The organism is Burkholderia seminalis DSM 23518, assembly GCF_902832885.1.
Classification (GTDB): Bacteria; Pseudomonadota; Gammaproteobacteria; order Burkholderiales; family Burkholderiaceae; genus Burkholderia; species Burkholderia seminalis.
The window spans coordinates 193,175-219,677 of sequence record NZ_CADFDK010000003.1; the positions used below are offsets into that span (position 1 = coordinate 193,175).

19 protein-coding genes are annotated in these 26,503 nt (G+C 70.4%); 3 read left to right on the top strand and 16 right to left on the bottom strand.

Going from position 1 to position 26,503, the window contains the following annotated elements; translation table 11 throughout:
- Position 1: 1 nt before the first annotated feature.
- From glgX to HWX00_RS11530, 9 genes are all read right to left on the bottom strand, one after another.
- Positions 2–2,116, bottom strand: a complete 2,115-nt coding sequence (gene glgX, locus HWX00_RS11490) for a glycogen debranching protein GlgX (RefSeq protein WP_034190002.1) — start codon at positions 2,114–2,116, stop codon at positions 2–4.
- Between the two features lie 32 nt (positions 2,117–2,148).
- Entirely contained in the window at positions 2,149–4,356 is a 2,208-nt protein-coding gene (gene glgB / locus HWX00_RS11495) for a 1,4-alpha-glucan branching protein GlgB (RefSeq protein ID WP_175028250.1), read from the bottom strand.
- Positions 4,353–7,766, bottom strand: a complete 3,414-nt coding sequence (gene treS / locus HWX00_RS11500; RefSeq protein ID WP_175028254.1) for a maltose alpha-D-glucosyltransferase — start codon at positions 7,764–7,766, stop codon at positions 4,353–4,355. The genes glgB and treS overlap by 4 nt, the downstream gene beginning before the upstream one ends.
- Complete coding sequence (locus HWX00_RS11505) at positions 7,766–11,158, bottom strand: maltotransferase domain-containing protein (protein WP_175028249.1); 3,393 nt, start codon at positions 11,156–11,158, stop codon at positions 7,766–7,768. The genes treS and HWX00_RS11505 overlap by 1 nt, the downstream gene beginning before the upstream one ends.
- A gap of 154 nt (positions 11,159–11,312) precedes the next feature.
- Positions 11,313–11,801 (bottom strand): phage protein NinX family protein, encoded by a 489-nt coding sequence (locus tag HWX00_RS11510; protein ID WP_175028248.1) that lies wholly within the window; start codon positions 11,799–11,801, stop codon positions 11,313–11,315.
- A 28-nt stretch (positions 11,802–11,829) separates the two neighbouring features.
- On the bottom strand, positions 11,830–12,621 hold the full coding sequence (locus HWX00_RS11515; RefSeq protein WP_175028247.1) for an endonuclease/exonuclease/phosphatase family protein: 792 nt from the start codon (positions 12,619–12,621) through the stop codon (positions 11,830–11,832).
- A complete protein-coding gene (locus tag HWX00_RS11520) occupies positions 12,612–14,810 on the bottom strand; it encodes a VTT domain-containing protein (protein WP_175028246.1) in 2,199 nt (732 codons plus the stop codon). Before HWX00_RS11520 ends, HWX00_RS11515 begins: the two co-directional genes overlap by 10 nt.
- Entirely contained in the window at positions 14,807–15,145 is a 339-nt protein-coding gene (locus HWX00_RS11525; protein ID WP_124669520.1) for a hypothetical protein, read from the bottom strand. The genes HWX00_RS11520 and HWX00_RS11525 overlap by 4 nt, the downstream gene beginning before the upstream one ends.
- On the bottom strand, positions 15,142–15,837 hold the full coding sequence (locus HWX00_RS11530; protein WP_034190093.1) for an MgtC/SapB family protein: 696 nt from the start codon (positions 15,835–15,837) through the stop codon (positions 15,142–15,144). Before HWX00_RS11530 ends, HWX00_RS11525 begins: the two co-directional genes overlap by 4 nt.
- 176 nt (positions 15,838–16,013) lie before the next feature.
- Here HWX00_RS11530 and HWX00_RS11535 point away from each other — a divergent pair, with 176 nt between their 5' ends.
- Both HWX00_RS11535 and HWX00_RS11540 read left to right on the top strand, forming a co-directional pair.
- Positions 16,014–16,256 (top strand): DUF6566 family protein, encoded by a 243-nt coding sequence (locus tag HWX00_RS11535; protein ID WP_034190009.1) that lies wholly within the window; start codon positions 16,014–16,016, stop codon positions 16,254–16,256.
- A 74-nt stretch (positions 16,257–16,330) separates the two neighbouring features.
- On the top strand, positions 16,331–17,038 hold the full coding sequence (locus tag HWX00_RS11540) for a succinate dehydrogenase/fumarate reductase iron-sulfur subunit (protein WP_175028245.1): 708 nt from the start codon (positions 16,331–16,333) through the stop codon (positions 17,036–17,038).
- A 29-nt stretch (positions 17,039–17,067) separates the two neighbouring features.
- Here the strand turns inward: HWX00_RS11540 and HWX00_RS11545 are convergent, their stop codons facing one another.
- The 5 genes from HWX00_RS11545 to HWX00_RS11565 form a co-directional block, all read right to left on the bottom strand.
- Positions 17,068–18,090, bottom strand: coding sequence for a Rieske (2Fe-2S) protein (locus HWX00_RS11545; protein ID WP_226193853.1), 1,023 nt, complete (start codon positions 18,088–18,090; stop codon positions 17,068–17,070).
- Between the two features lie 26 nt (positions 18,091–18,116).
- The gene (locus HWX00_RS11550; RefSeq protein ID WP_175028243.1) at positions 18,117–19,169 is read right to left on the bottom strand and encodes a Rieske 2Fe-2S domain-containing protein; all 1,053 of its coding nucleotides are present in this window, start codon (positions 19,167–19,169) and stop codon (positions 18,117–18,119) included.
- 12 nt (positions 19,170–19,181) lie between these two features.
- Positions 19,182–20,264: a terpene synthase family protein gene (locus tag HWX00_RS11555; protein WP_175028242.1), complete on the bottom strand. Its 1,083-nt coding sequence runs from the start codon at positions 20,262–20,264 to the stop codon at positions 19,182–19,184.
- Positions 20,265–20,277: 13 nt separating this feature from the next.
- Positions 20,278–21,240 carry an SAM-dependent methyltransferase gene (locus HWX00_RS11560; RefSeq protein WP_034190014.1) on the bottom strand — a complete coding sequence of 321 codons (963 nt, stop codon included), beginning with the start codon at positions 21,238–21,240 and terminating at the stop codon, positions 20,278–20,280.
- Between the two features lie 623 nt (positions 21,241–21,863).
- On the bottom strand, positions 21,864–22,538 hold the full coding sequence (locus HWX00_RS11565) for an HAD family hydrolase (RefSeq protein ID WP_034190015.1): 675 nt from the start codon (positions 22,536–22,538) through the stop codon (positions 21,864–21,866).
- 230 nt (positions 22,539–22,768) lie between these two features.
- On the opposite strand from HWX00_RS11565, the gene HWX00_RS11570 reads away from it, so the two are divergent.
- Entirely contained in the window at positions 22,769–23,953 is a 1,185-nt protein-coding gene (locus HWX00_RS11570) for a sugar transporter (protein ID WP_059561142.1), read from the top strand.
- Positions 23,954–24,028: 75 nt separating this feature from the next.
- On the opposite strand, the gene HWX00_RS11575 is transcribed toward HWX00_RS11570, so the two are convergent.
- Both HWX00_RS11575 and HWX00_RS11580 read right to left on the bottom strand, forming a co-directional pair.
- Positions 24,029–25,198, bottom strand: a complete 1,170-nt coding sequence (locus HWX00_RS11575; protein ID WP_226193877.1) for a helix-turn-helix domain-containing protein — start codon at positions 25,196–25,198, stop codon at positions 24,029–24,031.
- A gap of 170 nt (positions 25,199–25,368) precedes the next feature.
- A complete protein-coding gene (locus HWX00_RS11580; RefSeq protein ID WP_034190018.1) occupies positions 25,369–26,496 on the bottom strand; it encodes an NAD(P)-dependent alcohol dehydrogenase in 1,128 nt (375 codons plus the stop codon).
- Between the last annotated feature and the right edge of the window lie 7 nt (positions 26,497–26,503).

Consider the following 26,503-nt stretch of genomic DNA (forward strand, 5'->3'; position numbering starts at 1 on the left):
CTCACGAAGGCGGGTCGAGCGGCACGGCCGCGACCGCGATCGCGGCCGCATGCGCGGCGACGTCGAGACCGTCGGCCGGCCAGGTGCGCGGGCCGGCGTCGGGCGTGGCCGTATCGACCAGCACGCGATACTCGAGCACCGGTGCGGGCGGCACGAACACGATCGTCTCGGACGACGCGTTCAGCATCACGAGCAGCGCCTCGGTGCGCCCGGTGCGGCCCGTGCCGACCCGCCGCATCGTCAGCGCGCGGCGCTCGCGGTCCTGCCACGCGGGGACGGTCAGCGCGTCGCCGTGCTCGTCGAACCAGCCGATCTCGGCCATCCCCGGCGCGCCGTCGCGATCGCCGGACGGATAGCCCGGCGCCGACATCACCGGGTACATGCGCCGCAGCGCGGCGAGCCGCGACACGAAGCGCATCAGCGTCACGGCTTCGTCGCCGCGCGCGAGATCCCAGTCGAGCCACGACAGTTCGTTGTCCTGGCAGTACGCGTTGTTGTTGCCGTGCTGCGTGCGGCCGAATTCGTCGCCGGCCACCAACATCGGCGTGCCGAGCGCGGTGAACAGCGTCGCGAGCATCGAGCGCGCGACGCGCGAGCGTACCGCGCGAATCGCCGCATCGTCGGTCGGCCCCTCGACGCCCCAGTTCGCGCTGCAGTTGTCGTCGCGGCCGTCGCGGTTGTCCTCGCCGTTCGCGTCGTTGTGCTTGGCCGAGTACGACACGAGATCGGCGAGCGTGAAGCCGTCGTGCGCGGTGACGAAATTGACCGACGCCCACGTATGGCGCCGGTGGTGGTTGAACAGGTCGGCAGAGCCGGCGAGCCGCGCGGCGAGTTCCGGCCGCTGCCCCGCGTCGCCGCGCCAGAAGCGCCGCACGGTGTCGCGAAAGCGGTCGTTCCATTCGGCGAAGCCGGGCGGGTGGCGGCCGAGCTGGTAGCCGCCGGGGCCGAGATCCCACGGTTCGGTGATCAGCTTGCGCTGCGAGAGCACCGGGTCCTGCCGCAACGCGTCGAAGAATCCCGCGCCGGGATCGAAGCCGTGCGCCTCGCGGCCGAGCGTGACACCGAGATCGAAGCGGAAGCCGTCGATGTTGAACGCGGTGGCCCAGTAGCGCAGCGAGTCCATCACCATCTGCAGCACGCGCGGATGCGACAGGTTCAGCGTGTTGCCGCAGCCCGTCTCGTCGACATGAAACCGCTGGTCGCCCGGCACGAGCCGGTAGTAGCTCGCGTTGTCGAGGCCGCGCCACGACAGCGTCGGGCCGAGCTGGTTGCCTTCGGCGGTGTGGTTGTAGACGACGTCGAGCACGACCTCGATGCCGGCCGCATGCAACTGGCGGATCGCGATGCGCATCTCGTCGAGCCGCCGCGTCGCGAGATACGCGGGCTCCGGCGCGAAGAACGCGGCCGTGTCGTAGCCCCAGTAGTTGCGCAGCCCGCGGTTCACGAGCGCGCGCTGCTGCAGGAACGCGTGGATCGGCAGCAGTTCGACCGTCGTCACGCCGATCGACAGCAGATGATCGACGAACGCCGGATGCGCGAACGCCGAAAACGTGCCGCGTTCGGGCACGCGCAACCCGGCGCGCCGCATCGACGCGCCGCGCACGTGCGTCTCGTAGATCACGGTGTTGCGCCATGGCACGCGCGGGCGCCGGTCGGTGCTCCAGTCGAATGCCTCGTCCACCACCACGCATTTCGGCATCGCGGGCGCCGAATCGCGGCGGTCCAGCGACAGGTCCGCGCGGTTCGAATGCACACGATAGCCGAACAGCGCGTCCGACCAGCGGAACTGGCCGACCAGCTTGCGCGCGTACGGGTCGAGCAGCAGCTTGGTCGGGTTGAAGCGGTGACCATGCTGCGGCTGGTACGGGCCGTCCGCGCGAAACCCGTACACGGTGCCCGGATGGGCGTTGGGCAGGTAGCCGTGCCACACCTCGTCGGTGCATTCGGGCAGGTCGAGGCGCGCGAGTTCCTTGCGGCCGGTCGGATCGAACACGCACAGCTGGATGCGCTGCGCGTGGGCGGAAAATACCGCGAAGTTGGTCCCGAGGCCGTCCCAGGTCGCACCGAGCGGATAGGCGCGGCCGGCTTCGAGGCGGGCGGGCAGGGCGGTCGGCATGGGGCGAATCTCCGAGTCGAGGGAACGGGAAATCACGCGGGGGTCAGCCACAGCGTCGCGAGCGGCGGCAAGCGCAGGGTCGCGGACCACGCCTCGCCATGGGCGGGCACGGCCTCGGCCCACACGGCGCCGTCGTTGCCGGCGTTGGTGCCGCCGTACGGCGCGGCATCGGTGTTCATCAGTTCGCGCCAGTGGCCGGGGGCGGGCAGCCCGAGGCGGTAGCCGGCGCGCGGCACGGGCGTGAAGTTGCAGACGGCGACCACCAGGTGCCCGGCGTCGTCGCGGCGCGCGAACGCGAACACGCTGTTGTCGCGGTCGTCGCCGATCAGCCAGGCGAAGCCGGCCGCGTGGCAGTCGAGCGCATGCAGCGCCGGTTCGGCGGCGTAGGTCCGGTTCAGGTCGCGCACGAGCCGCTGCACGCCGCGATGGGCCGGCGCGTCGAGCAGGTCCCAGTGCGGCGTCGCATCGTGCGCGAACTCCGCCCATTGCGCGAATTCGCTGCCCATGAACAGCAGCTTCTTGCCCGGATGCGCCCACATGAAGCCGAAGTACGCGCGCAGCGTCGCGAGCCGCTGCCATGCGTCGCCCGGCATCTTCGCGACGAGCGAGCCCTTGCCGTGCACGACCTCGTCGTGCGACAGCGGCAGCACGAAGCGCTCCGAGAACGCGTAGACGAGCCCGAACGTCATCCGGTCGTGGCGATGGCGGCGGTGGATCGGGTCTTCGTGCAGGTACGCGAGCGTGTCGTGCATCCACCCCATGTTCCATTTGAAGTCGAAGCCGAGCCCGCCGTCGCGGGTCGGCGCGGTGACGCCCGGCCACGCGGTCGATTCCTCCGCGATGGTGACGACGCCGCCCGGCGCGGCCGCGCCGTGCAGCGTGTCGTTCAACTGGCGCAGGAACGCGACCGATTCGAGGTTCTCGCGGCCGCCGTACCGGTTCGGCACCCATTCGCCTTCCTTGCGCGAATAGTCGCGGTACAGCATCGACGCGACCGCGTCGACGCGGATGCCGTCGACGTGGTAGCGGCGCGCCCACGCGAGCGCCGACGCGACGAGGAACGCGCCGACTTCGGCACGCCCGACGTTGAACACGCAGGTGTGCCAGTCGGGATGCAGCCCTTCGCGCGGATCGGCATGCTCGTACAGCGCGCTGCCGTCGAACTGCGCGAGGCCGTGCGGATCGTCCGGGAAGTGCGCGGGCACCCAGTCGACGATCACGCCGATGCCGGCCGCGTGCGCGCGGTCGACGAACCGCGCGAAGCCGTCGACCGGCCCGAAGCGCGCGGACGGCGCGAACTGCGCGAGCGGCTGGTAGCCCCACGATCCGCCGAACGGGTATTCGGCGATCGGCATGAATTCGACGTGCGTGAAGCCCATCCCCTGCACGTAAGGAATCAGCCGCTCGGCGAGCTCGTCCCACGTCGCGCTGCGATTCATCTCCTCGGGCACGCGCTGCCACGACTCCGGATGCACCTCGTAGATCGACCACGGCACGCGGTAGCGGTCGGCGCGCGGCCGCGCGTGCATCCAGCCGTCGTCGTGCCACGCGAATGCGTCGAGCGCCGCGACGTCGGCGACGACGGACGCCGTGCGCGGCGGCGCTTCGGTCGCGCGCGCGCACGGATCGGCCTTGTGCGGCAGCACGCGCCCGTCGGCCGCGCGCAGCTCGTACTTGTAGCACTCGCCCGCGCCGATGCCGGGCACGAACAGCTCCCACACGCCCGACGGCCGGCGCAGCCGCATCGGATGGCGGCGGCCGTCCCACGCGTTGAAGTCGCCGACCACCGACACACGCTGCGCGTTGGGCGCCCAGACCGCGAAGCGCACGCCGTCGGTGCCGTCGATCCGTGCGGGCGTCGCGCCGAGGCAGTCGAGCACGGCGGCCGGGTCGCCGGACGAAAGGCGCGCCAGTGCGGCCTCGTCGAGCAGCGTGCCGAACGCGTACGCGTCGTCGATCACCTGCCGCGCGTCCGGCCAGTCGATCGCGAGCCGGTAATGAGTCGCGCCGCCGTTGCGTGCGATGGTTCCCGCGAAGCAGCCTGCGCGATCGACGCACGCGAGCGTCGCGAGTTCGTCGCCGTCCGGCGCCAGCGCACGCACGCGTTCGGCGCCGGGCAGCAGCGCGCGCACGACGGTCCGGCCGGCCTGCCCGTGCGGGCCGAGGCACGCGAACGGATCGGGATGGCGGCCGGCGAGCAGCGCATCGATATCGGTGCGGTCGAACAACGTATCGGTCATCGCGTGTCTCCGTCGTCGTCGGGCGGGCCGCCGTCGCCGAGCAGGCGTTCGACGAGCGCCGCGAGCCCGCCGACCGGCACGCTCAGCCAGTCCGGCCGGTTCGCGGCTTCGTAGCACAGCTCGTACGACGCCTTGTCGATCAGGAACAGCGCGAGCAGGCGGTCGGCATAGCGCGGATCGACGAAGCGTGCGGGAGCGAGATCGGCGGCCGCGCGATAGCAGTCGACGAAGCGGTCGGCGGCCGCCTGTCCGAAGCGGTCGAACAGCGCACGCTTGCGGCCGACCGCCTGCGGCGGCGCTTTCTCGATCGCGAACTGCGCGGTCGCGCTCACGTACGACAGCGAACGCAGCAGGCCGGCGACGTCGCGCAGCGGATGCGATTTCGCGCGGCGGTGCGCGAGCGGGCGCGCCGGTTCGCCCTCGAAGTCGATCAGCAGCGCGTCGCCCTGGACGTCGAGCACCTGGCCGAGATGGAAATCGCCGTGAATCCGCAGGCATTGCGCGTCGAGCGTGCGCGGCACGAGGTCGCCGAGCGCCTGCACGGCGGCGTCGCGCGACGCGAGCAGCGTGTCGGCCGTCGCGCGCATCGCGGGGTCGAGCGTATCGAGCCGCGTGCGCAGCACGTCGAGCGCGCGCTCGAACGACGCGATCGCGTCCGCGCACCAGCCGTCGACGTGGTCGGGCGTGGCATGCTCCGGTGCGAACGCGGGGTCGCCGGACGGCTGTGCGAGCGCGACGTGCAACTGGCCGAGCCGCGTGCCGATGATGCCCGCGAACGCCGCGTAGCCGAGCAGCGCATCGGGTGCTTCGTCCGCGTCGGCCGTTTCTTCGTCGTCCGCGGCCGGCAGCGCGAGTTCGTCGACCGCCCGCCGCAGGAAGTCGAACGACCGTGTCCACGCGTCGCCCTGGTTGTCGACGTAGCGTTGCAGGATCGCGACCGTGTGCGGCGTGCCGTCCGGATCGACGTGCACGACTTCGCCCGCGAGCGTCGCGGTGTTCGCATAGCCGATGCGCGTCAGATGCCGGCTCATTTCCGCTTCCGGGTGGATGCCGTGCGCGACCTTGCGCACCAGCTTCAGCACGATCGCGTCGCCGATCACGAGCGAGCTGTTGCTCTGCTCGGCCGCGAGCCAGCGGATGTCCGCGTCGTCGCCGGGATCGAGCGCCGCGAGCGCCTCCTCCGGCAGGAACGCGAGCCGGCCGCCGTCGGCGGTCGGCACCGTCGCGCCGTCGCGCAGCTTGCGCAGCATCCCGCGCGCGAACGCCGGCAGCGCGAACGCATCGGTCAGGTACCCGACCGTATGGCCGCGCCGCACGCGCGCCAGCGCCAACTGCGCGAACAGCGGCTGCGAGGTCTCGCCGCCCCATGCGGTGGCGAGCGGCACGACGTAGCGTTCGACGCCGCCGTCGCTGGCCGACACCCACGCCTCCGCATACTGGAACGGCTCGTCCGGCATCGGCGTGACGACATTCAGCCACGCGTCGCCGATCGCGCGATCCTTCGACGCGAACCAGCGCCGCCGCGCGAGCCAGGACGCGAGCGCGTCGTGCGCGAGCGCGTGCAGCTGCGCGACGTCCGGCCGCGTTTCGCCGCGCCGCATCACGAGCGTCACGTATTCGGGCAGCGGCTCCGCGTGCGGCTGCCGCCACGACGGCTCGCGGCCATGCTCGGCGAGCACGAACCACAGGAACCCGTACGGCGGAAAGGTGAGGAGATACGGGAGCTGACCGATCGGCGGAAACGGCGAATCGGACGTCATCTCGATCGGCACGCGGCCCGCGAATTCGGACAGGTCGAGCTCGACGGCCTGCGACGCGCGCGACAGGTTGGCGACGCACAGCACCGGCTCGTGGCCGTCCAGCTCGCGCAGGTACGCGAGCACCTTGCGGTTTTCCGGCCGCAGGAAGCGGATCGTGCCGCGCCCGAACGCCTGCGAGGCGCGGCGGGTCGCGAGAATGCGCCGCGTCCAGTTCAGCAGCGAATGCGGGTCGCGCGTCTGCGCCTCGACGTTGATCGCGTCGTAGCCGTACAGCGAGCCCATGACCGGCGGCAGCACGAGCAGCTCGGGGTCGGCGCGCGAGAAGCCGCCGTTGCGGTCCGACGACCATTGCATCGGCGTGCGCACGCCGTCGCGGTCGCCGAGGTGGATGTTGTCGCCCATCCCGAGCTCGTCGCCGTAGTAGATCACCGGCGTGCCGGGCATCGACAGCAGCAGCGAGTTGATCAGCTCGATGCGGCGCCGGTCGCGCTCCATCAGCGGCGCGAGCCGGCGCCGGATGCCGAGGTTCAGCCGCGCGCGCCGGTCGCTCGCATAGGTCTGCCACAGCAGGTCGCGCTCCGAATCGGTGACCATCTCGAGCGTCAGTTCGTCGTGGTTGCGCAGGAACACGGCCCACTGGTTGCTCGGCGCGAGCGCCGGCGTCTGTCGCATGATGTCGACGATCGGGAAGCGGTCCTCGCTCGCGATCGACATGTAGATGCGCGGCATCAGCGGAAAGTGGAACGCCATGTGGCATTCGTCCTCGTTGCCGAAATACTCCTGCACGTCCTCCGGCCACTGGTTCGCTTCCGCGAGCAGCATCCGGTTCGGGTATTCGGCGTCGATCGTCGCGCGGATCCGCTTCAGGATCGCGTGCGTCTCGGGCAGGTTCTCGTTGTTCGTGCCTTCGCGCTCGACCAGGTACGGCACCGCGTCGAGCCTCAGCCCGTCGATGCCGAGGTCGAGCCAGAAGCGCATCACCTGGATCACTTCGCGCACCACGGCCGGGTTGTCGAAGTTCAGGTCGGGCTGGTGCGAGTAGAAGCGATGCCAGTAGTACTGGCCGGCCACCGGGTCGTGCGTCCAGTTCGACGTTTCGGTGTCGAGGAAGATGATCCGCGTGCCCGCGTATTTCGTGTCGGTGTCGGACCACACGTAGTAGTCGCGATGCGCGGAGCCCGGCTTCGCGCGGCGCGCGCGCTGGAACCACGGATGCTGATCCGACGTGTGGTTGATCACGAGCTCGGCGATCACGCGAATGCCGCGCGCATGCGCTTCGCGGATGAAGCGCCGCACGTCGGCGAGCGTGCCGTAGTCGGGATGCACGTCGCGGTAGTCGGCGATGTCGTAGCCGTCGTCGCGGCGCGGCGACGGGTAGAACGGCAGCAGCCAGATCGTGTCGACGCCCAGTTCGGCGATGTAGTCGAGCTTTGCGATCAGGCCGGGGAAATCGCCGATGCCGTCGTTGTTCGAGTCGTAGAACGACTTCACGTGCACCTGGTAGATGATCGCGTCCTTGTACCACAGCGGATCGTCCGTGCAGAGCGCGGGGGCGCGGCGGCGCGCGCGACGCCGGCGCGGCGTGCCGGCCGGCGCGAGCGACGGGAATTGCGCGCGGCGCACGTCGTCGAGGGAATCTTCGCGTTTCATCATCCATGGGCTCCCGAGGAGGGGCGGGCGACGTCCGGTGCGGGCGCCGCCGCCCGCGCGGCGTCCGGCGACGGCGCGAGCCGCCAGATTGCGTAGGGCCGCACGTGCGGATCGAGCGACACGTACTGACGATGCCCGCGCCACGTTTGCGCGTGGGCCGCATCCTGTTCGAGCGCGTCGAGCGGTTCGCCGTCGACGAGCCCGAAACCGCGCCACAGCGCGGCGTCGAGCGTGAAGTTCGCGGCCTGCGGATGCCACGGGTCGAGGCTGATCGCGACGACGACCACGCTGTCGAACGCCGGCGTCGCCTTCACGAACACGAGCACGTTGTCGTTGTCCGCCTCGACGAATGCGAGGCCCAGATGCGTCTGCAGCGCCGGGTGATCGCGCCGCGCACGGTTCAGCCGCGCGATTTCCGTGCCGATGTGCGCGGCCTTGCTCCAGTCGCGCGCGCGCAGTTCGTACTTCTCGGCGTTCGCGTATTCCTCGCTGTCCGGCAGCGGCGCCGACTCGCCGAGCTCGAAGCCCGAGTACATGCCCCACGAACCGGCCAGCGTCGCCGCGAGCGCCGCGCGGATCACGAACTGCGCGCGCGGCGCGTTCTGCAGGTGGCGCGGGTTGATGTCGGGCGTGTTGACGAAGAAGTTCGGCCGGAAGAATTCGCGCGCGGGGCCGGCCGTCAATTCGGTCAGGTAGTCGATGAAGTCGCGCTTCGATTCGCGCCACGTGAAGTACGTGTACGACTGCGAGAAGCCGATCTTGGCGAGCCGGTACATCATCCCCGGCCGCGTGAACGCCTCGGACAGGAACACGACGTCCGGATGCCGGCCGCGCACGTCGCCGATCATCCATGCCCAGAACGGCAGCGGCTTCGTGTGCGGGTTGTCGACGCGGAAGATCCGCACGCCCGCGTCGACCCAGAACAGCACCGCGTCGCGCAGCGCGAGCCACAGGGCCGGGAGCGCATCCGGTGCATAGAAGTCGGGGTTCACGATGTCCTGGTAGCGCTTCGGCGGATTCTCCGCGAAGCGCAGCGAACCGTCGGGGCGCCACGCGAACCAGCCGGGATGCTCGGCGAGCCACGGGTGATCGGGCGAGCACTGGATCGCGAAATCGAGCGCGATCTCGAGCCCGTGGTCGCGCGCGGCATCGACCAGCGCGCGAAACGACGCGAGCGTGCCGAGGTGCGGATGCACGGCCGTATGGCCGCCGTCGGGCGAGCCGATCGCATACGGGCTGCCGACGTCGTCCGGGCCGGCGCTCAGGCTATTGTTGCGCCCCTTGCGCGCGGTCGTGCCGATCGGATGGATCGGCGGGAAGTACAGCACGTCGAACCCCATGTCGCGAATGCGCGGCAAGTGCGCGAGCACGTCGTCGAACGTGCCGTGCCGCCGCGGATCGTCGCTCGCCGAACGCGGAAACATCTCGTACCAGCTCGAAAAGCGTGCCTTGCGGCGTTCGACGTCGACCGGGTAGGTGGTGTCGTCGTGCGTGGCGAACGGGCGGTAGCGCAGCGCCGCGAATGCGTCGGCGAGCGGCGGCGCGGCGAGCAGCGCGCGTCGCGCATCGGGCGGCGCGTCCTTGAACTCGGCGACGAGGCGCTCCATCCGCGCGCGGGCGCGCGGGTCGACCGGATCGGCGAGCTTGAGCGCGGTCGAGAGCAGCAACTGCGCCTCGCGCAGTTCGAGCGTCACGTCCTGGCCGGCCGCGTGCTTCTTGGCGACGTCGTCGACGAGCGACGCCCAGTCGTCGCGCCAGGCGATCACGCGGAATTCATGCCGGCCGAGCCGGTCGAGCGCGACGCGCGCATGCCAGCGGTCGTTCGGCCCGGCTTCGAACGGGACTTCTCGCCACGCGTCGTCGCCGTCGGCGCGCCACTGGAGCGCGGCCGCGAGATGCGCGTGACCGTCGGTGAAGATCGACGCATGGACGACGAGCGACTCGCCGATCACGCGCTTGACCGCGAAGCGGCCGCCGTCGACCGACGGCTCGACGCGCTCGATCGCGATCCGGTCGGCCGCAAGCGCGGCCGACAACGCTTCGCGCTCGCGCGCGGCATCGGGGCGCGTCGTGACGGCGGGCGCCGGCCACGCGTGCAGCAACGCGCAGGCGCCGGGTTCGAGCGTCAACGGTGCGAGCGCGGCAGGCGGCTGCGTGTGCGCGCCCGCCTGCGTGGCGACACGCGTGAAGCCGCCGGGCACGCCGGGCAGGATCGTCGCGGGGTCGACCGTCGCCCGTGCGTCGAGAGCGGGATTCAGCGCGATCAGCAGCGCCGCGTCGTCGTGTTCGAGCGACGGGCCGGTACCGCGCAGCAGCACCGTCGCGGCCGCGCCGGGCGCGCTTAGTTGCGCGATCTCGCCGCGGGCCGCCGCGACGGGCGTCGCACGCCGCCACGCGTTCGCATCGGCGATCGCGCCCGACAGGTCGAAACGCCCGTGCTCGAACGCGGCGCGGTAGCGCCCGGCGTCGGCATCGCGCGCCATCAGCGGCACCGCGACGCCGCGCTCGAAGCCCATCGGCACGAGCCAGCCGGTGCCGACGGCCGCGGCCGTCCACAGCGCGCGGCGATATGCGCGGGCGACGGTGTCGTCCGGCGCGTCGGGCCAGTCGTCGGCGAGACGCGGGCCGTCCAGCGCGTCAGGGAACGCGATCGGCGAGCCGATGCGCCGCAGCAGCCGGTGCTCGTCCGCGAACCACGGCGCGTGCAGGTCCCACCAGCGTACCGACGAAAACACCGCGTCGAATCCGGCCGCCTCGAGCTGCGCGAGCGCGTCGCGCGCATGGCCGGGCACGCCCGCGAGCACCGCGACGTCGGGGCGGGCGCGGCGCAGCGCCGCGCGCCAGCCCGGCCACCAGTCGGCCGGCAGGTGATGCGGCGCGTCGATCAGGAAGCCGGCCGCGCCCGCATCGGCGAAGTTGGCGAGGTGCGCGCACCACCAGGCGGCCAGCGCGTCGCGTACCGCTTCGTCGCCGCTGTTCGCGTGCGCGATATCGAGCGCATGCGCGGTGCCGCGCGGGTCGATCAGCGCATCGTCGTGCGTGCGCTCGACGTACCAGTCCGGATGCTCGGCGCGCAGCGGGTTGTCGCGCGCGATGCGGTCCGGCACGACTTCGAGCAGCAGGCGCAGCCCGTGGCCGTGCGCGAGCTGGGCGAGCCGCGAGAAGGTTTCGAGCGCGCTCGCGCGGGTCGCGAAGGCCTGCGCCGGCCGCCGGTAATCGGCCACGTGGCGCGGAAAGCCCGCGACGCTCGCGGCCCAGAACGCGCCGACGAGCACGTGATCGAAACCCATGCCCGCGATATGCGCGAACGTCCGCGACCACGCGTCGAGCGGCCCGACGAGGCGGGCATCGCAGAAATAGAGGTGCGGAGCAAAAGTCGGCGTGGAGTCCATGGCGTGGCGCGGGGCGGGTGGCGGCAGTCGATGACGCTGGTGCCTCGCAACGCGCGTGCCTGCCCCGCGGTTTCCCCGCGGGCAAGGCGCGTGCGCGACGCCGGCCGGGGCCGGGACTGTCGTTTTTACATGACTGCCGGGCACGCGCATGCAGTTACATGCGCGGGATCGAGCGGATATCGGTGCTGTTGCCGCTGCCGCGATCGTCATCCGCGGCGGGCAGCGGCACGCCCGGGTCATAGCGCACCACGGCACCGTGTTCGATGCGATGCGCGAACGGCGGCGGCGCATCGACGTCGTCGCCGAAGCGTGCGCGCACGAACGCGCGCAGCAGCGCCACGCGCGCGTCGCGGCCGTGCGCGCCGCAGGTCGACGGCCCGTCGACAAAGGTTGCGTCGCATTCCACGTCGTCGCCGTGGCGGGCGATCCGCAGGTCGTCGACGCGATCGAGCACCGTGCCCGCGTCGGCCCACGAGGTCGACGGCGCGAACGGCGCGTCGAGGTGCCGGAACGCGTCGCAGGCGGCCGTCACGACGACGGTCGGCGCGACGGCCGTGAAGCGCAGGGTGTCTTCGTCGTCCGCGCACAGCGCGCGGGCGCACCAGTAATCGAGATCCTTGCCGTCGAGGGCGTCGGTTTGCATGGGTCGCTCCGCCGAATCGAAAAAGGGCTCAGCGCGCAAGCAACGTGCCCGTCGCGGGTGTCGCGCGCATCCGCGCCACCAGCGGGTAGTGGTCGGACGCATGCCGCGCCCGCGCGCTGCGATGCACGACCACGTCGACCAGCAGCTCGCCCGGGTGGATCCAGATCCGGTCCAGCGAGAACACCGGGCACACGGTCGGGAACGTGCGCGGCGCCGGCGCGCGCCGGAACCGCGTGACGAGCCCCTGCAGCGCGCGGCCGCGCACGAACCACTCGTTGATGTCGCCGAGCAGGATCACGGGCATCGCGCCTGTGTCGAAAGCCGCGAGCAGCCGCTGCACCTGCGCGCTGCGCTCGCTCGCCGACAGCCCGAGATGGGTCGCGACCACGCGGATCGTGCCCGCGCCGCAGTCGATGTCGGCGTCGAGCGCGCCGCGCGGTTCGCGCTGGCGGAACGACAGGTCGAGCGTGCGCGCCGCGCGGATCGGGCAGCGCGACAGCACCGCGTTGCCGTAGCGGCGCTCCGGCGTGTCGATCGTCGGGCCGGCCACCGCATGCATGCCGGTCGCGTCGCGCAGGTGGGCGAGCACGTCGGGCGCGCGCGTGCCGCCGAGCGGCACTTCCTGCAACGCGATCACGTCCGCGTCGAGTTCGTCGATCACGGCGGCGATCCGGTCGGCCGCGCGCGCCGGCCACGCGCCGTAGCCGCCGCGGATGTTGTAGGTCGCGATCCGCAGGTCGCGCCCGCCCGGCGCCGCGGCGGGCGCGCCGTCGGCGGCGCCGATGATCGGCGGCGGCGCCGCGTGCGTGCTCAGCGCCATCGTCTCAGCATCCTGACGAGCAGGATCGATACGCCGACCAGCGCAAGCCCGATCGCGGCGAGCCACGCGAACGCGGCGGGCCGGGGATGACTGAGCGCGGCCGTCAACTGGTGCGCGAACGTGACGGTCAGCACGATGCCGGGCAGCATCCCGATCGCCGTGCCGACCAGGAAGTCGCGCAAGCCGATGTGCGACGCGCCGGCGACGAGGTTCACGACCGAGAACGGGGCGATCGGCAGCAAGCGCAGCACGGCCATCGCGAGCACGCCGCGCCGGCCGATGTGTTCGCTCAGCCGGTTCGCGCGTGCACCGGCCAGCCGGCGCACCGCGTCGCGCCCCAGCCAGCGGCCCAGCTCGTAGGTGACGGCCGCCGCCGCCATCGTGCCGATCGCCGCATACGCGAGCCCCGGCCATGCGCCGAACACGAGCCCCGTCACGGCGATCAGCAGCGTGACCGGGATCGCGAGCGTCGCCGCGATCACGTAGCCGGCCAGCAGCAGCACCGGCGCGGCAGGCAGTTGCGCGATGCGGGCGGCCGCATGCGACAGCGACGCGACGTTCAGGTGTGCGCCGAGCGGCGTGAAGCGCCACGCGAGCGTGAGCGCGGCGACCAGCAGCACGGCCGTGCCGAGCGCGAAAAAGCGTGCGGTGAGCGGACGATGGTGGTCGTGCGGCACGAATTCGCGGACGAACCGGTCCGGTTCGATCGGCTGTTCCGGGTCGAGCCACGCGCTGACCGGCACGAGCGCGTCGAGCTGCGGCGCGACGGCCGGATCGAGCGTGCGCAGCGTGCGGCCCGGTTTCGCGCGCAGCCGGTCGAGCGCCGCGTTCGGCCGTTCGGCGCCCGCGAGCGCCTCGGCCACTGCCGCGGGCGTCGTGCCGAGATGTTCGGCCAGCAGCCGGTCGCGCATGCCGGCGATCGCGGCGCGGATGCGTGCATCGCCGGCCGCGACGAGCGCCACGCAGCATTCGGTGTCGAGCACCATCGAGCGGTTGTTCAGGTTCGCGCTGCCGATCACGATGCATTCGTCGTCGACGATCGCGAGCTTGCTGTGCACGTTCACGCAGGCGTCGCCGAGCCCGTCGACGTGCGGATACAGCAGCCGGTAGCGGCCGAAGCGGTCGGCCGACGCCAGCGTCGCGTGCAGCCGCGCGCGCAGCACGCCCATCGTCGCTTCCTGCAGCCAGCCGCTCTGCACGCGCGGCGCGACGACCGTCACGTCCGGCCCGTGCGCGTCGGCGAGGCGGGCGGACAGCGTCTCGCGGACCACCGCCGCGGTGAAATACTGGTTCTCGACATACAGGTGCCGGCGCGCCGCGCGGATCGTGTCCTCGACGAGCGCCTGCACCTGTCGCACCGGCTCGCGGCCGCCGTGGCGCGGTACCGTATAGGCGATGCCGAGCCGCACGTCGCGCAGGTCGACGCGCGCGTCCGGCGGCCATGGATCGTCGTCGTCCGGCCGCTCGAGGTGGCGCTGCGCACGGATCGCGATCGGGCGCCCGCACGCCTGCAGCCAGCGTGCCCGCGCCTGCTCGCCGATCGCGGCGGCCGCATCGCCGTCGAACATCGCCTGCACGTCATGGAACGGCGCATAAGGCATTCCGTGCTCGTCCCGGCGGCGCGGGTCGCCGGCCGCGTGCGCGGGCGTGTCCCAGCGCGCCCGCGTCAGGTCGAGTCCGCCGACGAACGCGAGCCGGTCGTCGATCACGACGAGCTTCTGATGATGCGACGCGCCGCGCGGATGCGCGTCGTCGAGCCGGAACACGATGCCGCGATGCGCGCACCAGCCGGCGCGATACACGGGCGGCCAGTCGCGCTCCAGTGCGTAGATCATCGCGAAGTCCCACGCGAGCACGTAGATGCGCAGGTTGTGGCGCGCTTCGGCGAGCGCGTGCAGGAAGGCCGCGAGCGTGTCGGGCAACCTGTCGCCGGGGGCGCCGGGCGCGAGCCGCATCCGGCTGTCGACGTCCCAGCCGACGATGAACACCGTATGGCGCGCGCGCAGCAGCGCGGCACGCAGCGTCGAGAAATACGCGTCGCCGTCGACGAGCATCGTGAAGCGGTCCGCGCCGCGGATCGCGTCGCAGTTGCGCCCGCGTTCGAGCAGGCCATGCCGCGATACGTCGCCGGGCCGGGCGGCGTCGGCGGTCGGCTCGGCGGCGCCTGTCGTGCGATCCGGCACGCTCATCGGGCGTCGCCGTCCCAGCCGCCGTCGATGCGCTGCAGCAGCGCGCCGCAGCGTGCGCGCAATGCCAGCAGTTCCGGCGAATCCGCGTCGAGCCGCACGTAGGCGCCGCGGTGCGGGTCGCCGTTGGCGATCGCGATGTCGTAGATGCCTTGCGCGATCGTCGTCGATGCGTTCGCGATCCTGATCCGCTCGAGCCATCCGCATTCGGCGCGATGGCAGGCGAGCCATGCGCGCAGCGCGCCCACGAGCTGGCTGGCGGTGAGCCAGTTGCCGGAGCGCATGCGCGCGGCCAGCTGGCTCGTCACGAGATAGGAAAGCAGGTCGGTCCGGGTCACGCGAAGCTCCTTGGCACGTTGTCGGGTTGGCAGGTTCGTACGCAGGCGATGTTCCGCAGCGTCTCGCAGATCGCGGCAAATTCCGGTCCGCTCGTACGCGAGAAGGAGACGGAAATGTCGTCGGTGTCGGGATCGTCGTCCGACTGCTGGACGATGAACCGCTTCACGCGCACGCGGCCGGGGCCGAGCGCCTCGTGCAGCGTGCCGAGCGTGAGGCCGCCGCGCTCGGCCACGAGCTGCAGCGTGCGCTGCTGGCGCTGCGCGATGAAGCGGCGTTCGAGCGGCTTCACGCCCGCGAGGATCGCGAGCACGATCGCCGTCGCGCCGATCGACGCCAGGTACATGCCACCGCCCGTGGCAAGGCCGACGCCGGCCACGGCCCACAGGCTTGCCGCCGTCGTCAGTCCGCGCACGACTTCGCCGCGCAGCAGGATCGATCCGGCGCCGAGAAAGCCGATGCCCGACACCACCTGCGCGGCGACCCGGGACGGATCGAGCACGACGCCGTTTTGCCCGCGCACGTCCTCGAAGCCGAAGGTCGACACCAGCATCACGAGCGCGGCGCCCACGCACACGAGCATGTGTGTGCGCAGCCCGGCGGCCCAGTTCAGGCGCTCGCGTTCGAGGCCGATGACGCTGCCGAGCAGCGCCGCGAGCAGCAGTCGTCCGAGCAGTTCGAGGTGGCCGATCATGATGTGCGCTCCTTCCGGCCGGCGCGAGGCGGTTCGCCGGCGATTCGATGGACGAAAGGGACGCAAGCCGCGTGCCGGGCGGGCACGGCGCGTGCGCGCAAGGCCGCCGGCGTGCGCGGCGGTCATGCTGCGCGCATTTTTTGCACTGGTATCGCAGATAAGGACAGGAGGCCACCGTGCAACATCAACAGGATGCACAGGTCCGCGACCCGTATCGCGGTCACGAGATCCTCGTGTGGGCGCGGCGCGATGAAAGCGGCGCGTGGCGCGACGAGGTGCAGGTCTATGTCGACGGCGCCCGCATCGAGATGGTCGTGCCGGCACCGGGCGGCCCCGAGTGGCTGACCGAACTTGAGGCGCTGCGCGCGGGCGTCGAGCGCGGACGTTACCTGATCGACAAGCGCGTGGACGACGACTGACCGGCATCGCACTGGCGGGCCGCATGCGGCGACGGCGCGCCGTTACCGCATGCGGCCCGCATCTGGAGGCATTGATGAGCGACCCCCGCACCCTTCATATCTATCGCTACGACCCCGATCGCGACGCGCGGCCGTACATGCAGCGCTACGAGATCGACGTGAACCCGGACGACCGCATGCTGCTCGACGTACTCGGCCGCGTGAAGCGCGACGACGAGACGCTGTCGTACCGGCGTTCGTGCCGTGAAGGCATCTGCGGGTCGGATGCGATGAACATCAACGGCCGCAACGGGCTCGCGTGCCTGGCGAACATGCAGACGCTGCCGCGCGACATCGTGCTGCGGCCGCTGCCGGGGCTGCCGGTGGTGCGCGACCTGATCGTCGACATGACCGATTTCTTCAACCAGTACCACTCGATCCGGCCATACCTGATCAACGACATGCCGCCGCCGGCGCGCGAACGCCTGCAATCGCCGCAGGAGCGCGACCAGCTGGACGGGCTGTACGAATGCATCCTGTGCGCGTGCTGCTCGACCGCCTGCCCGAGTTACTGGTGGAATCCGGACAAGTTCGTCGGCCCGGCGGGGCTGCTGCAGGCGTACCGCTTCATCGCGGATTCGCGCGACCTCGGGACGGCCGGGCGGCTCGACGACCTCGAGGATCCGTACCGGCTGTTCCGGTGCCGGACGATCATGAACTGCACGGACGTGTGCCCGAAAGGGCTGAATCCGACCCCGGCGATTTCGGAGATCCGGACGATGCTGGTCAGGCGGACGGTGTGACGCAGGCACCCCGAGGCCGTCGGCGCCTGTTATTTCCCGGCGAACGCGTCGGCATGCGCGGCGCGATGCCGGGCTTCGGTTCGATCGCTGCCCGGATAGAACTGCCGCGCCCATCGCTGAAACACCGGGTACGGCCCGTCGCCCGCGCCCGGCGTACCGTAGCCCGTGTAGTCGCGATTGCTCCACACCATGATGTCTTCCTTGAACACCGGCACGAGCCACAGTCGGTGCAGCAACCGGCCGAGCGCGGCGTAGACGACGCGCTGCAGCGGGGCCGGCCACCTCGACAGCCACGAAAAGCGGAACGAGATGCCGTCCCGGAAGGTCCAGCGCAGCGGCGCGATCTGCACGCCGCACGCGAAGATCTTCGCTTCGAGGCCGATCGCCTTCATTTCATGGTCGGACGACACGCACCCGAGGCCGTGCACGCCGATCAGCGTGCTCCATCTGATGTTCTTCCACGCCATGTCCACCTGCATCGAAATACGCGGGCCGTCGATCACCGGGGCATGCGGTTTCATGTCCTTCCAGCGATGCAGCGCGCCGAAATGCTCGAGGTCGTAGCCGTTTTCCGGCAGGTTCTGCATCACGCCGCGCAGCGTGAATGCCTGGCCGACCGGCGCCGAGAAGCCGGTCATGTCCACGTCGGGCAGTTCCCAGGTCGGCGCCAGGCCGTCGGCGTTCTGCCACACGAATACGAAGCCGTTCCATTCGCGCACGTGCCGGGTGCGAAGCGTCAGCCCTTGGGTGCCGTGCGGGCAGCGGGCGGTGGCGCGCCGGCCGTCGGGGCCGTATGCGTAGTGATGGAACGGGCAGACGATCTGCTCGCCGTCGACCGTGCCGCCGTGGCCGAGATGCGCGCCCTGGTGCGGGCAATACGCGTCGACCGCGCAGGCGACGCCCGATGCGGTCCGGTACAGCACGACATCGCGTCCCATGAACGGCGTCGTGAGCACGCTGCCGCGCTTCAGCTCGCGGCTGAAACACAGTGCGAACCATCCGTCCGGATAGGGCAGCGGCGCGGTCTCGTCGGCGGGGCCGGTTGCATTCATCGCGTGCTCCTGCGTCGGCTTGGCGCTCATCGCGAGAATGCCCGATCGACGTAGGCGACGGCTGCCGGCCCGGCGCCGTCCTGCCCGTCGGGCGCATCGCCGCCGGGCGCCGGATAGAACTGCGCGGCCCAGCGCCGGAACGTCATGATCGGCATCTCGCCGGCCATCAGCGTCGGGCGCGCGTCGTAGTCGCGGTGATGCCAGATGCGCAGGTCGCGCTTGAACTGGGGCACGAACCACCACCGGTAAGCGGCGCTCGCGAGTACCTCGTGCAGGGCCCGGCGCAGCGGCGACGGCCACGCCGACGCGCGTTCGACGCGCAGTGCCACGAATTCACGGCACGTCCAGCGATCGGGTTCGATCTGCGTCGGGAACAGCACGACCCGCGCATGCAGCCCGAGGTCCGGCAGTTCCATGCGCGCGGCCATGCAGCCCAGGCCGTGCATCGTGATATCCAGCAACAGCCGTTGCCCGAGCAGCACGAGCGTCGAGCGCATCGTCATCCGGTGGCCGTCGGCTTGCGGCGGCTCCAGCACCGGATTCGACCAGCCGTGCACCGGACTGAAATGGTTGACGTCGACGCCGTTCTCGGCCGGATTCTGCAAATTGCCGTTCAGGGTGTGGCACGCGCCGCGCGGCCGCGAATAACCATCGAGGTCGAGGTCGGGCAGCGACCACGACGGCGGTGCGCCCGCACGGTCCTGCCATGCGAGCACGAGGCCGTTCCATTCGCGCACGTGGCGGTGCCGCAGCGTGGCGGCGGGCGGCTTGCCGTCCTGCCCGGCGCGCACGCAGGTGCCGTCCGGCGCGAACGCGAGGTGATGGAACGGGCACACGATCTCCTCGCCGCGCACGACGCCGCCGTGCCCGAGATGCGCGCCGAGGTGCGGGCAATGCGGCGCGACCGCGCGAATCAGGCCGGATGCCGTTCGATAAAGCACGACGTCCTCGCCCATGAAACGCGTGACGACGAGCGCGCCGGGTCTGACGTCGCGGCCGTAGGCCAGCGCGAACCAGCCGTCCGGATAGCGATGTCGCGAGGCGGCGGGCGCGGACACGGGAGGGATCGATGCGTGCATGCGCGTCTCCGGTCACCGGTGCGAATCGTGCCGCTCCGCCGCCGCGATTTCCTCGAGCGTCGGCAGCGCCGTCATCGCGACTTCGCCGCCGGCGAAGCGCCCGCCGCCGAGATCGTCGCCGTGGTAGCGGGTGCTGAACGCGTGGAATTCCGCGTTGCCGGCGCTCATGTAGCCCAGTTCCGTCACGTACGCCTGCGTGTCGGCGTCGCCTGCCAGCTCGCCCGTCGCGATCGCGTCGCGCGCGTCCATCAGGCGGCGCTCGTTCGAGGTGCACAGCGCGGCCAGCCGGTCGAGCGCCGCCTGGACGTCCAGTTGCTCGACGCGCATCAGGATCCACACGGCATTGAATCGCTCGTGCGCGGACCACTCCTTGCGAAACGAAAACAGGTCGTTGACGAGGATCACCGAATCGATCGCCGCGTCGCGCGCATCGGCCAGTGCCGGGTGTTTCGCGAGGCGCTCGCCCATGTCGATGTCGAGCGCGTATTCGGTGAGCAGGGTGATCCAGTGCCCGAATCCCTCGACCCGGCGAAACGCCAGATAATCGGCGAGCGACAGGCGCGACGCGTCGGTCGCCGTCGGATTGGCCTGGGTGCGGATCTGGTCGCGGATGCATTCGACGAACCGCTGCCAGAAGTCCGGGCGCGCGTCGCCCGCGGTGCGCATCAGGCGCAGCGTGTCGTGCAGCAGTCGCGCGGAAGGCGCGTCGGCCGGCGGCAGCTTGCCGTCGACGGCCGCGAGGAAATGCTCGCGCAACGTGTCGAGCCCCGCCTGATCGCCGGTGCGCGCGAGATGCGTGAACGCGTCGTCCATCAGCGTCGTGACGTGCATCATGCGGTGGATCGTGTACACGCGATCGGGCCGCGCATTCGGGTAACACAGGCTGCCATAGGCGGGAATGCGCTGCGCGAGAAAACGGCGCGCCGCTGCCTCGCTGCGATAGTGCTGCAGGATGGTCGGGTAGTCGTCGATCGCGAGCTGCCGCTCGATCGCTTCATGCCGCTGGTGCCGTGCGACGGGCAGCGACAGACGCGGCAGCGGCAGCACCAGCGTCTGCGTGGCGCTCGCGATGCGTGGCGTTTGGGAGGCGTGCATGCGAGTCTCCCGGTCATGCGTCCGGCTTGACCGCGACGACGCTGTAGGTCGACACCTTGTTCTTGATCAGCGCGACGGACCAGTTTTCGGCGAGCACGCGCAGTTCTTCCAGCGTGTCCGGCGCATGGTGCGGAAAATGGCGATCGATGTTGGCCTTGGCGTCCATCAGCCAGCGCGCGACGTCGATGTTCGACGGCAGCACGCGCATGTCGCGGATGGCGAACCCGGCGTCGACCAGCACCTGCCTGAAATAATCGGGCGTCTTGCGGTGTTTGCACGCGATCCGGTCGATCTCGTCCGGCGTGTCGGACTGATATTCGCTCAGATCGACGTTGTACAGATTATCCGAGATGACCACCGATCCGCCGGGGCGCACGCGGGCATGCAGCGCGCGCATCGCCTTTTCGTACAGTGCGTTCGGGAAATGCGAGATCACGCCGCGAATGATCACGAGATCGTACGGCGTCGCGGGATCGGGCAGTCGATCGACGTCCTGGGCGTTGCACTGATAGAGGTTGATGCGGCCCGCGAGCCCGTGCTGCGCATGAAAACGTGCGCAGTAGTCGAGCTGCTCGCGACTGACGTTGACCCCGTCGAGACACAGGCAGTCGGGGAAGCGGCCGGCCAGATACTTGAGGATGTAGCCCCAGCCGCAGCCGATGTCGAGAATGCGCTCGACGCGCGCGGGAGCCGGGGCGTCGAAGCCCGCGAGGTGAAGCTGGCGTTCGAAGTAGCGCATGCCCGATTCGTCGAGCGAGATCGGCGGCGTGGAGCGGGGATCGTCGTAAACACCGAACTGGAACAGCAGGTACTCGCCGATCGCCTTGCGCCAGTCGTCCGGACTGCCGGCATAGGTCGTCTGCACTTTCCGTTCGTAATCGTTCACCGTCTCGCCATGCAGCACGCGGATAGGCAGCGCGCGCTCCAGGTGGGGCGCGCGCAGTTCGGCGCTCGCCCGTTCGCTGAGCTGATTCATCGAAATCCTCGCGTCGTCTATTGCCGAAAAAACCGGACGAAACAATGCCTGCCGATTGAGCGGCAGCGCAGGTCTTCACGAGACGTCGGCACGAAAATGCGCCCGCCGATACGTGAGATCGAATAAATCGATGTAATGCTTCTGTCGAAGCGTTATGAAGGTGAAAGATCCGTGCGCATTTAAAGGTCCCCGGATAAATGGCGGAAAGGGTGCAGAGACGAAGCATCGCAACCCCGGCCCCATACCATGTGCGGGCCTTCTGGCATTGCGGGATCGCGCCGGCCAGCCGGTTCGGCGCGGTATGTCGCTTGCGTTTTCACGATTCCGATACTGCGATTGTGAAACGGAAGCGAAGTGTATTCGTTATATGAGAGGCAATTCGTTTTTTCAAGAATCTTCCAGCCTGTTTTAAAAACACCGGGAAAGCAGGCGCTAATTAAAATATTGAAATCGCAATGGTCAACGGCGATTGCGATTATTTCGATTCGATGAATCGAAGCCGGGCGCCGCGCCGCGAACGATCGCGCACGCGGCCGCCTGGCCGGACGAGGCCGGCCGCATGACGTCAGGCTCGACGGGAACGCGCGCTCGCGCCGAACGAGCCGGGCGCGGTGAACGGGCGCCTACGGCCGCGCGGCAATCTCGTCGAGATGCCACAGCAGGTCGGCCGGGTCGTCGTACACGCGCAGCGCGCCGGCGCGCTCCAGTTCGTCGCTGCCGTAGCCGCCCGACAGCAGCCCGACGCCGAGCGCGCGGCAGCGGGCGGCGGCCAGCATGTCCCAGATGCTGTCGCCGACCACGACGGTGTGCTCGATCGGCACGTTCAACTGCGCGGCGGCAGTCAGGAACAGGTCCGGGTCCGGCTTCGCATACTTGACCTGATCGCGCGTGACGACCACCTGCTTCGCCGGATCGACGCCGAGCGCCTCGAGATTGATGGCGGCCGTTTCCATCCGTCCGCTGGTGGCGATCGCCCAGCGGATGCCCGCGCCGGACAGCGCGGCCAGCAGTTCGCGCGCGCCCGGCAGCGGACGCACCTGCGCGCGCAGCCGCTGGTAGGCGGCCGCATGCAGCCGCGCGAGCCGTTCGACACGCTCGGCGTCGATGTCGCCCGCCGTCTCGCGCAGCAGCTGGTTCAGGAACAGGCCGCCGCTCATCCCGATCTTGCGGTGGATGCGCCATACCGACAGCTCGATGCCCTCCGCGTCGAGCGCTTCCTTCCACGCGAGCACGTGCTGATAGACGCTGTCGACGAGCGTGCCGTCGAGATCGAACAGAAACGACGTTTCAATGCGCATGTGAATCTCCTGGTCCGGTGACAGGCGGGCGAAGCGTCCGCGGGAATCGTGGTCGATGGAGACATTATCGGCGCATGGCCGTGTCGTCGCCATGTCCGGCCGCCGGTACGGCGACGTGTCAGGCGCCGCTGGTACAATCGCCCGATGCGCCGGGCCGGGCCTTCTGTGCCGCTTTCCGCGCCGCGCCCGTGCCGTACACACCCCCAACCCTCGTCTCGTCGATTCCACGCATGGCAACACCGGACGCCATCAGTTCCAGGCACTCGTGGTGGGGCGTACTGGCCCTGTCACTCACCGCCTTCATTTTCAACACCACCGAATTCGTGCCGGTCGCGCTGCTCAGCGCGATCGGCGACAGCCTGCAGATGCAGCCGACCGCCGTCGGCCTGATGCTGACGATCTACGCATGGGCGGTGGCCGTCGTGTCGCTGCCGCTGACCTTCGTCACGCGTCACGTCGAACGGCGCAAGCTGCTGGTCGGCGCGTTGCTGGTGTTCATCGGCAGCCACATCGTGACCGGCGTCGCATGGAATTTCACGGTGCTGATGATCGGCCGGCTCGGCATCGCGTGCGCGCATGCGGTGTTCTGGTCGATTTCCGTCCCGCTGGCGGTGCGGCTCGCGCCGAGCGACCGCAAAAGCCGCGCGCTGAGCCTGATCGCGATGGGCTCGGCGATCGCGATGGTCGCCGGCATTCCGCTCGGCCGCGTGATCGGCGAGGCGTTCGGCTGGCGCGTCACGTTCCTGATCATCGCGGGCGCCGCGGCCGGCGCGGCGCTGGTGTTGCGCGCCACGTTGCCGGTCCTGCCGAGCCAGGGCGCCGGCTCGCTGAGCAGCATCGGCGTGTTCCTGCGCAAGCCGGCCCTGGTGGCGCTCTACGCGATTACCGTCCTGGTCGTGTCCGCGCATTTCACGTCGTACACGTACATCGAGCCGTTCGTCCAGAGCGTGAACCACGCGAGCAGCAGCCGGATCACCTACGTGCTGATCCTGTTCGGCATCGCCGGCCTGCCGGCCGCGCTCTGCTTCAATCGCGCGTACCCGCGCGATCCCGACCGGTTTCTGCTGACGTCGATCGTCGCGTTGTCGGGTTGCCTGCTGGTCCTGTTCCCGTGCGCGCTGAACATCGTCACGCTGTCCGTGCATACGCTGGTGTGGGGCGGCGCGATCGTCTGCTTCGGCCTCGCGATGCAGGCGTGGGTGCTGAAGCTGGCGCCGGACGCGACCGACCTCGCGGTGTCGATCTACTCCGGGCTGTACAACGTGGGCATCGGCGCGGGTGCACTGCTCGGCAACCATATCGCCGGGGACTACGGGCTGCCGTGGATCGGCACGTTTGGCGGCGTGGTCGGCGCGTTCGCGGTCGGGATCGCGTGGCTCGCGTTGCGGCTTCATGCGCGGCAGGCAGTGGCTTAGGGGCCGCGCAAGCCCGTTATCGGCATGAACGGGCCCCAAGCGCCATTGTCATGCGGCCCGCTTCGTCCCGCGTCGTCAATGCGGCGCGTCGTATGGGAGCCCCGCCGCATCGCGCTGCCGCAGTTTCGCGTACAGCGTCGTGCGTGAAATGCCGAGTTGCCGCGCGGCCGCCGACACGTTGCCGTCATGCTCGTCGAGCGCCCGGCGGATCGCGTCGAGCGACTGTTCGCGCAGGCTGACGCTGGCGGGTGGGCTGACGGCCGGCGCCGCGTGACACACGTCCGCCGCGTCGGCGAGCACGTCGGCGTGGCGCGCGGCGGTCGCCCGATCGAGCGGTGCGCGCACGGTGCGCACCCAGATGTGGCTGCCATCGTCGCGCGCGATCCGCTGCGGCGTGCGCGACGGTGTCAGCAAGCGACGCTGCTGCGCGGGCGTCGCACCGGGAAACAGTTGCCGGAGCTCGACCGGTGCGGCCGGCCCTTCGGGCGCGAGGTCGAGCATCCGGCGCGCCGGACGGCTCACCGCACGCACGCGGCCGGACCCGTCGAGCGCAATGACGCCGGCGAGCGGCGTGCCGAGCCAGCGCGGATCGTATTGCACCTGCAGCAGATGGCAGTCGCGCAGCATCGCATAAAGCCGCTGCTCGGCGGACAGCGACGCATGCCGGAACGGCTCGAGCAGTTGCGCGACATTGCGCCGGCCGGTGCCGGTGATATCGAGCGCGCCGATGACTTCACCGTCGAAGCCGACCAGCGGTACCGCGAGACAGAACACCCGCGAGAACGCGTCGAGATAATGCTGCGCGCCCGCGACGATGGTCTCGACGCCGTCGTGAATCACGCAGCTCGGCGCGGTCGTGCCGATGTTCGGTTCGACGATCCGGCGCCCGGCGACGATCGGCGTCAGCAGCGCGTCGTCGCATTGGGGGCTGCGTCGCGCGTGGACGACCGTGCCGTGCGGATTGACGCACATGATCGTCCATTCGCTGCCGCCGAATGCGGCCCACAGCGGCTCGATTTCCTGCGCGACGCAGCGATAGAGCCGCCGGTCCGCGCGCGATTCGTCGTGCTCGCGCTGCATTTCATAACGGGCGGTTTGCCACGGCCGGAGCCCGGCATCGCGCGAGCGCAGCCACGAGCGCGCGACGCCGGCCGGCAACGCCGTGTCCGGCAGCGGCTCGCCCGCGGCGAAGCGGGCGCGGAGCCGGTCGAGGTCGACCGGCCGTGCAGGGGATTCGGGGGCCATGTTCACGCTGCGCTCCATGTGGGTCGAAGGTCCGGGCGCGCGTGCCGCGCCGGCGTGTCGAGCGAATGCGTAATATAGCCCGGTGCCCGGAATGCGGCATTTTCCTTCCCCGAGGGCGTCGTTGCGTGCCGCCGCGAGGCGTCGGCGGCACGCGCGGCGCCCGCGTGCGCTCAATGCGGCAAGCGCAGGATCGGCTTGAGCGTGATTCCCGTGCTGCTGTCTTCCGCCGCCTGGTTGATCTGCTCGAGAGGATAGAACTTCACCAGCCGGTCGAACGGAAACCGCCCCTGCAGATACAGTTGCACGAGTTGCGGAATGAACGTCTGCGGCACGCTGTCGCCTTCGACGATGCCGCGGATCGTGTGGCCGCCGAGCAGCAGGCTGTTCACGTCGAATTCGGCCTTCGTGCCGAGCTTCGGCGCGCCGACCACGCCCATCGTGCCGCGCGAGCCGAGCGCGTCGATCCCTTGCGACAGCACCGCCGGCAGCCCGGTCGATTCGAGCGCATAGTCGACGCCACCGCCGGTGATCTCGCGGATCGCGGCGACGACGTCGACTTCCCGGCTGTCGAGCGCGTGCGTCGCGCCGAGTTCCAGCGCCAGTGCGAGCCGCGACGGGACGATGTCGACCGCGATGATCGTCGTCGCACCCGCGATGCGTGCGGCCATCACGGCACTCATGCCGACCGCCCCCGCGCCGAAGCTCGCGAAGCTGCTGCCGGGGCGCACCGCGAGCGAGTTGATCACCGCACCCGCGCCGGTCTGGATCCCGCAGCCGAGCGGGCCGAGCAGTTCGAGCGGCGCTTGCTTCGGCACCTTGATCGCGTTGTTCTCGCGTGCGAGCGCGTAGCTCGCGAACGACGACTGCGCGAAGAAATGATCGTGCAGCGGTTGTCCGGCTTCGTCGCGGATGGCCGTCTGCCCGTCGGCGTCGGCGCCGCCGAAATTCAGCGCGAAGAACTGCCGGCAATACGCGCCGTGACCGCCGACGCACGACGCGCAGTGGCCGCACGCGCCGTAGGTGAGCACGACGTGATCGCCGGCGGCGAGCGTCTTCACGTCCGGGCCGACCGCCTCGACCACGCCGGCGCCTTCGTGACCGAGCACGGCCGGCAGCGGTACCGGGTAGTACTGGTCGCGCACGATCAGGTCGGTGTGGCACAGGCCCGTCGCGACGACGCGTACCAGCACCTCGTCGGCGCGCGGCGCGCGGAGCCGCGCGGATTCGATCGTGAAGGGCGCGCCGGCGGCGCGTGCGACGGCCGCGGTGACGGCGCGCGTATCGTTTTCGGTGTACATGGTCGGT

Excerpts from the sequence above, each read along its gene's own strand:
- glgX (WP_034190002.1), bottom strand. The coding sequence starts at position 2,116 with ATGCCGACCGCCCTGCCCGCCCGCCTCGAAGCCGGCCGCGCCTATCCG.
- glgB (WP_175028250.1), bottom strand. The coding sequence starts at position 4,356 with ATGACCGATACGTTGTTCGACCGCACCGATATCGATGCGCTGCTCGCC.
- treS (WP_175028254.1), bottom strand. The coding sequence starts at position 7,766 with ATGAAACGCGAAGATTCCCTCGACGACGTGCGCCGCGCGCAATTCCCG.
- HWX00_RS11505 (WP_175028249.1), bottom strand. The coding sequence starts at position 11,158 with ATGGACTCCACGCCGACTTTTGCTCCGCACCTCTATTTCTGCGATGCC.
- HWX00_RS11510 (WP_175028248.1), bottom strand. The coding sequence starts at position 11,801 with ATGCAAACCGACGCCCTCGACGGCAAGGATCTCGATTACTGGTGCGCC.
- HWX00_RS11515 (WP_175028247.1), bottom strand. The coding sequence starts at position 12,621 with ATGGCGCTGAGCACGCACGCGGCGCCGCCGCCGATCATCGGCGCCGCC.
- HWX00_RS11520 (WP_175028246.1), bottom strand. The coding sequence starts at position 14,810 with ATGAGCGTGCCGGATCGCACGACAGGCGCCGCCGAGCCGACCGCCGAC.
- HWX00_RS11530 (WP_034190093.1), bottom strand. The coding sequence starts at position 15,837 with ATGATCGGCCACCTCGAACTGCTCGGACGACTGCTGCTCGCGGCGCTG.
- HWX00_RS11540 (WP_175028245.1), top strand. The coding sequence starts at position 16,331 with ATGAGCGACCCCCGCACCCTTCATATCTATCGCTACGACCCCGATCGC.
- HWX00_RS11545 (WP_226193853.1), bottom strand. The coding sequence starts at position 18,090 with ATGAATGCAACCGGCCCCGCCGACGAGACCGCGCCGCTGCCCTATCCG.
- HWX00_RS11550 (WP_175028243.1), bottom strand. The coding sequence starts at position 19,169 with ATGCACGCATCGATCCCTCCCGTGTCCGCGCCCGCCGCCTCGCGACAT.
- HWX00_RS11555 (WP_175028242.1), bottom strand. The coding sequence starts at position 20,264 with ATGCACGCCTCCCAAACGCCACGCATCGCGAGCGCCACGCAGACGCTG.
- HWX00_RS11560 (WP_034190014.1), bottom strand. The coding sequence starts at position 21,240 with ATGAATCAGCTCAGCGAACGGGCGAGCGCCGAACTGCGCGCGCCCCAC.
- HWX00_RS11565 (WP_034190015.1), bottom strand. The coding sequence starts at position 22,538 with ATGCGCATTGAAACGTCGTTTCTGTTCGATCTCGACGGCACGCTCGTC.
- HWX00_RS11570 (WP_059561142.1), top strand. The coding sequence starts at position 22,769 with ATGGCAACACCGGACGCCATCAGTTCCAGGCACTCGTGGTGGGGCGTA.
- HWX00_RS11575 (WP_226193877.1), bottom strand. The coding sequence starts at position 25,198 with ATGGCCCCCGAATCCCCTGCACGGCCGGTCGACCTCGACCGGCTCCGC.
- HWX00_RS11580 (WP_034190018.1), bottom strand. The coding sequence starts at position 26,496 with ATGTACACCGAAAACGATACGCGCGCCGTCACCGCGGCCGTCGCACGC.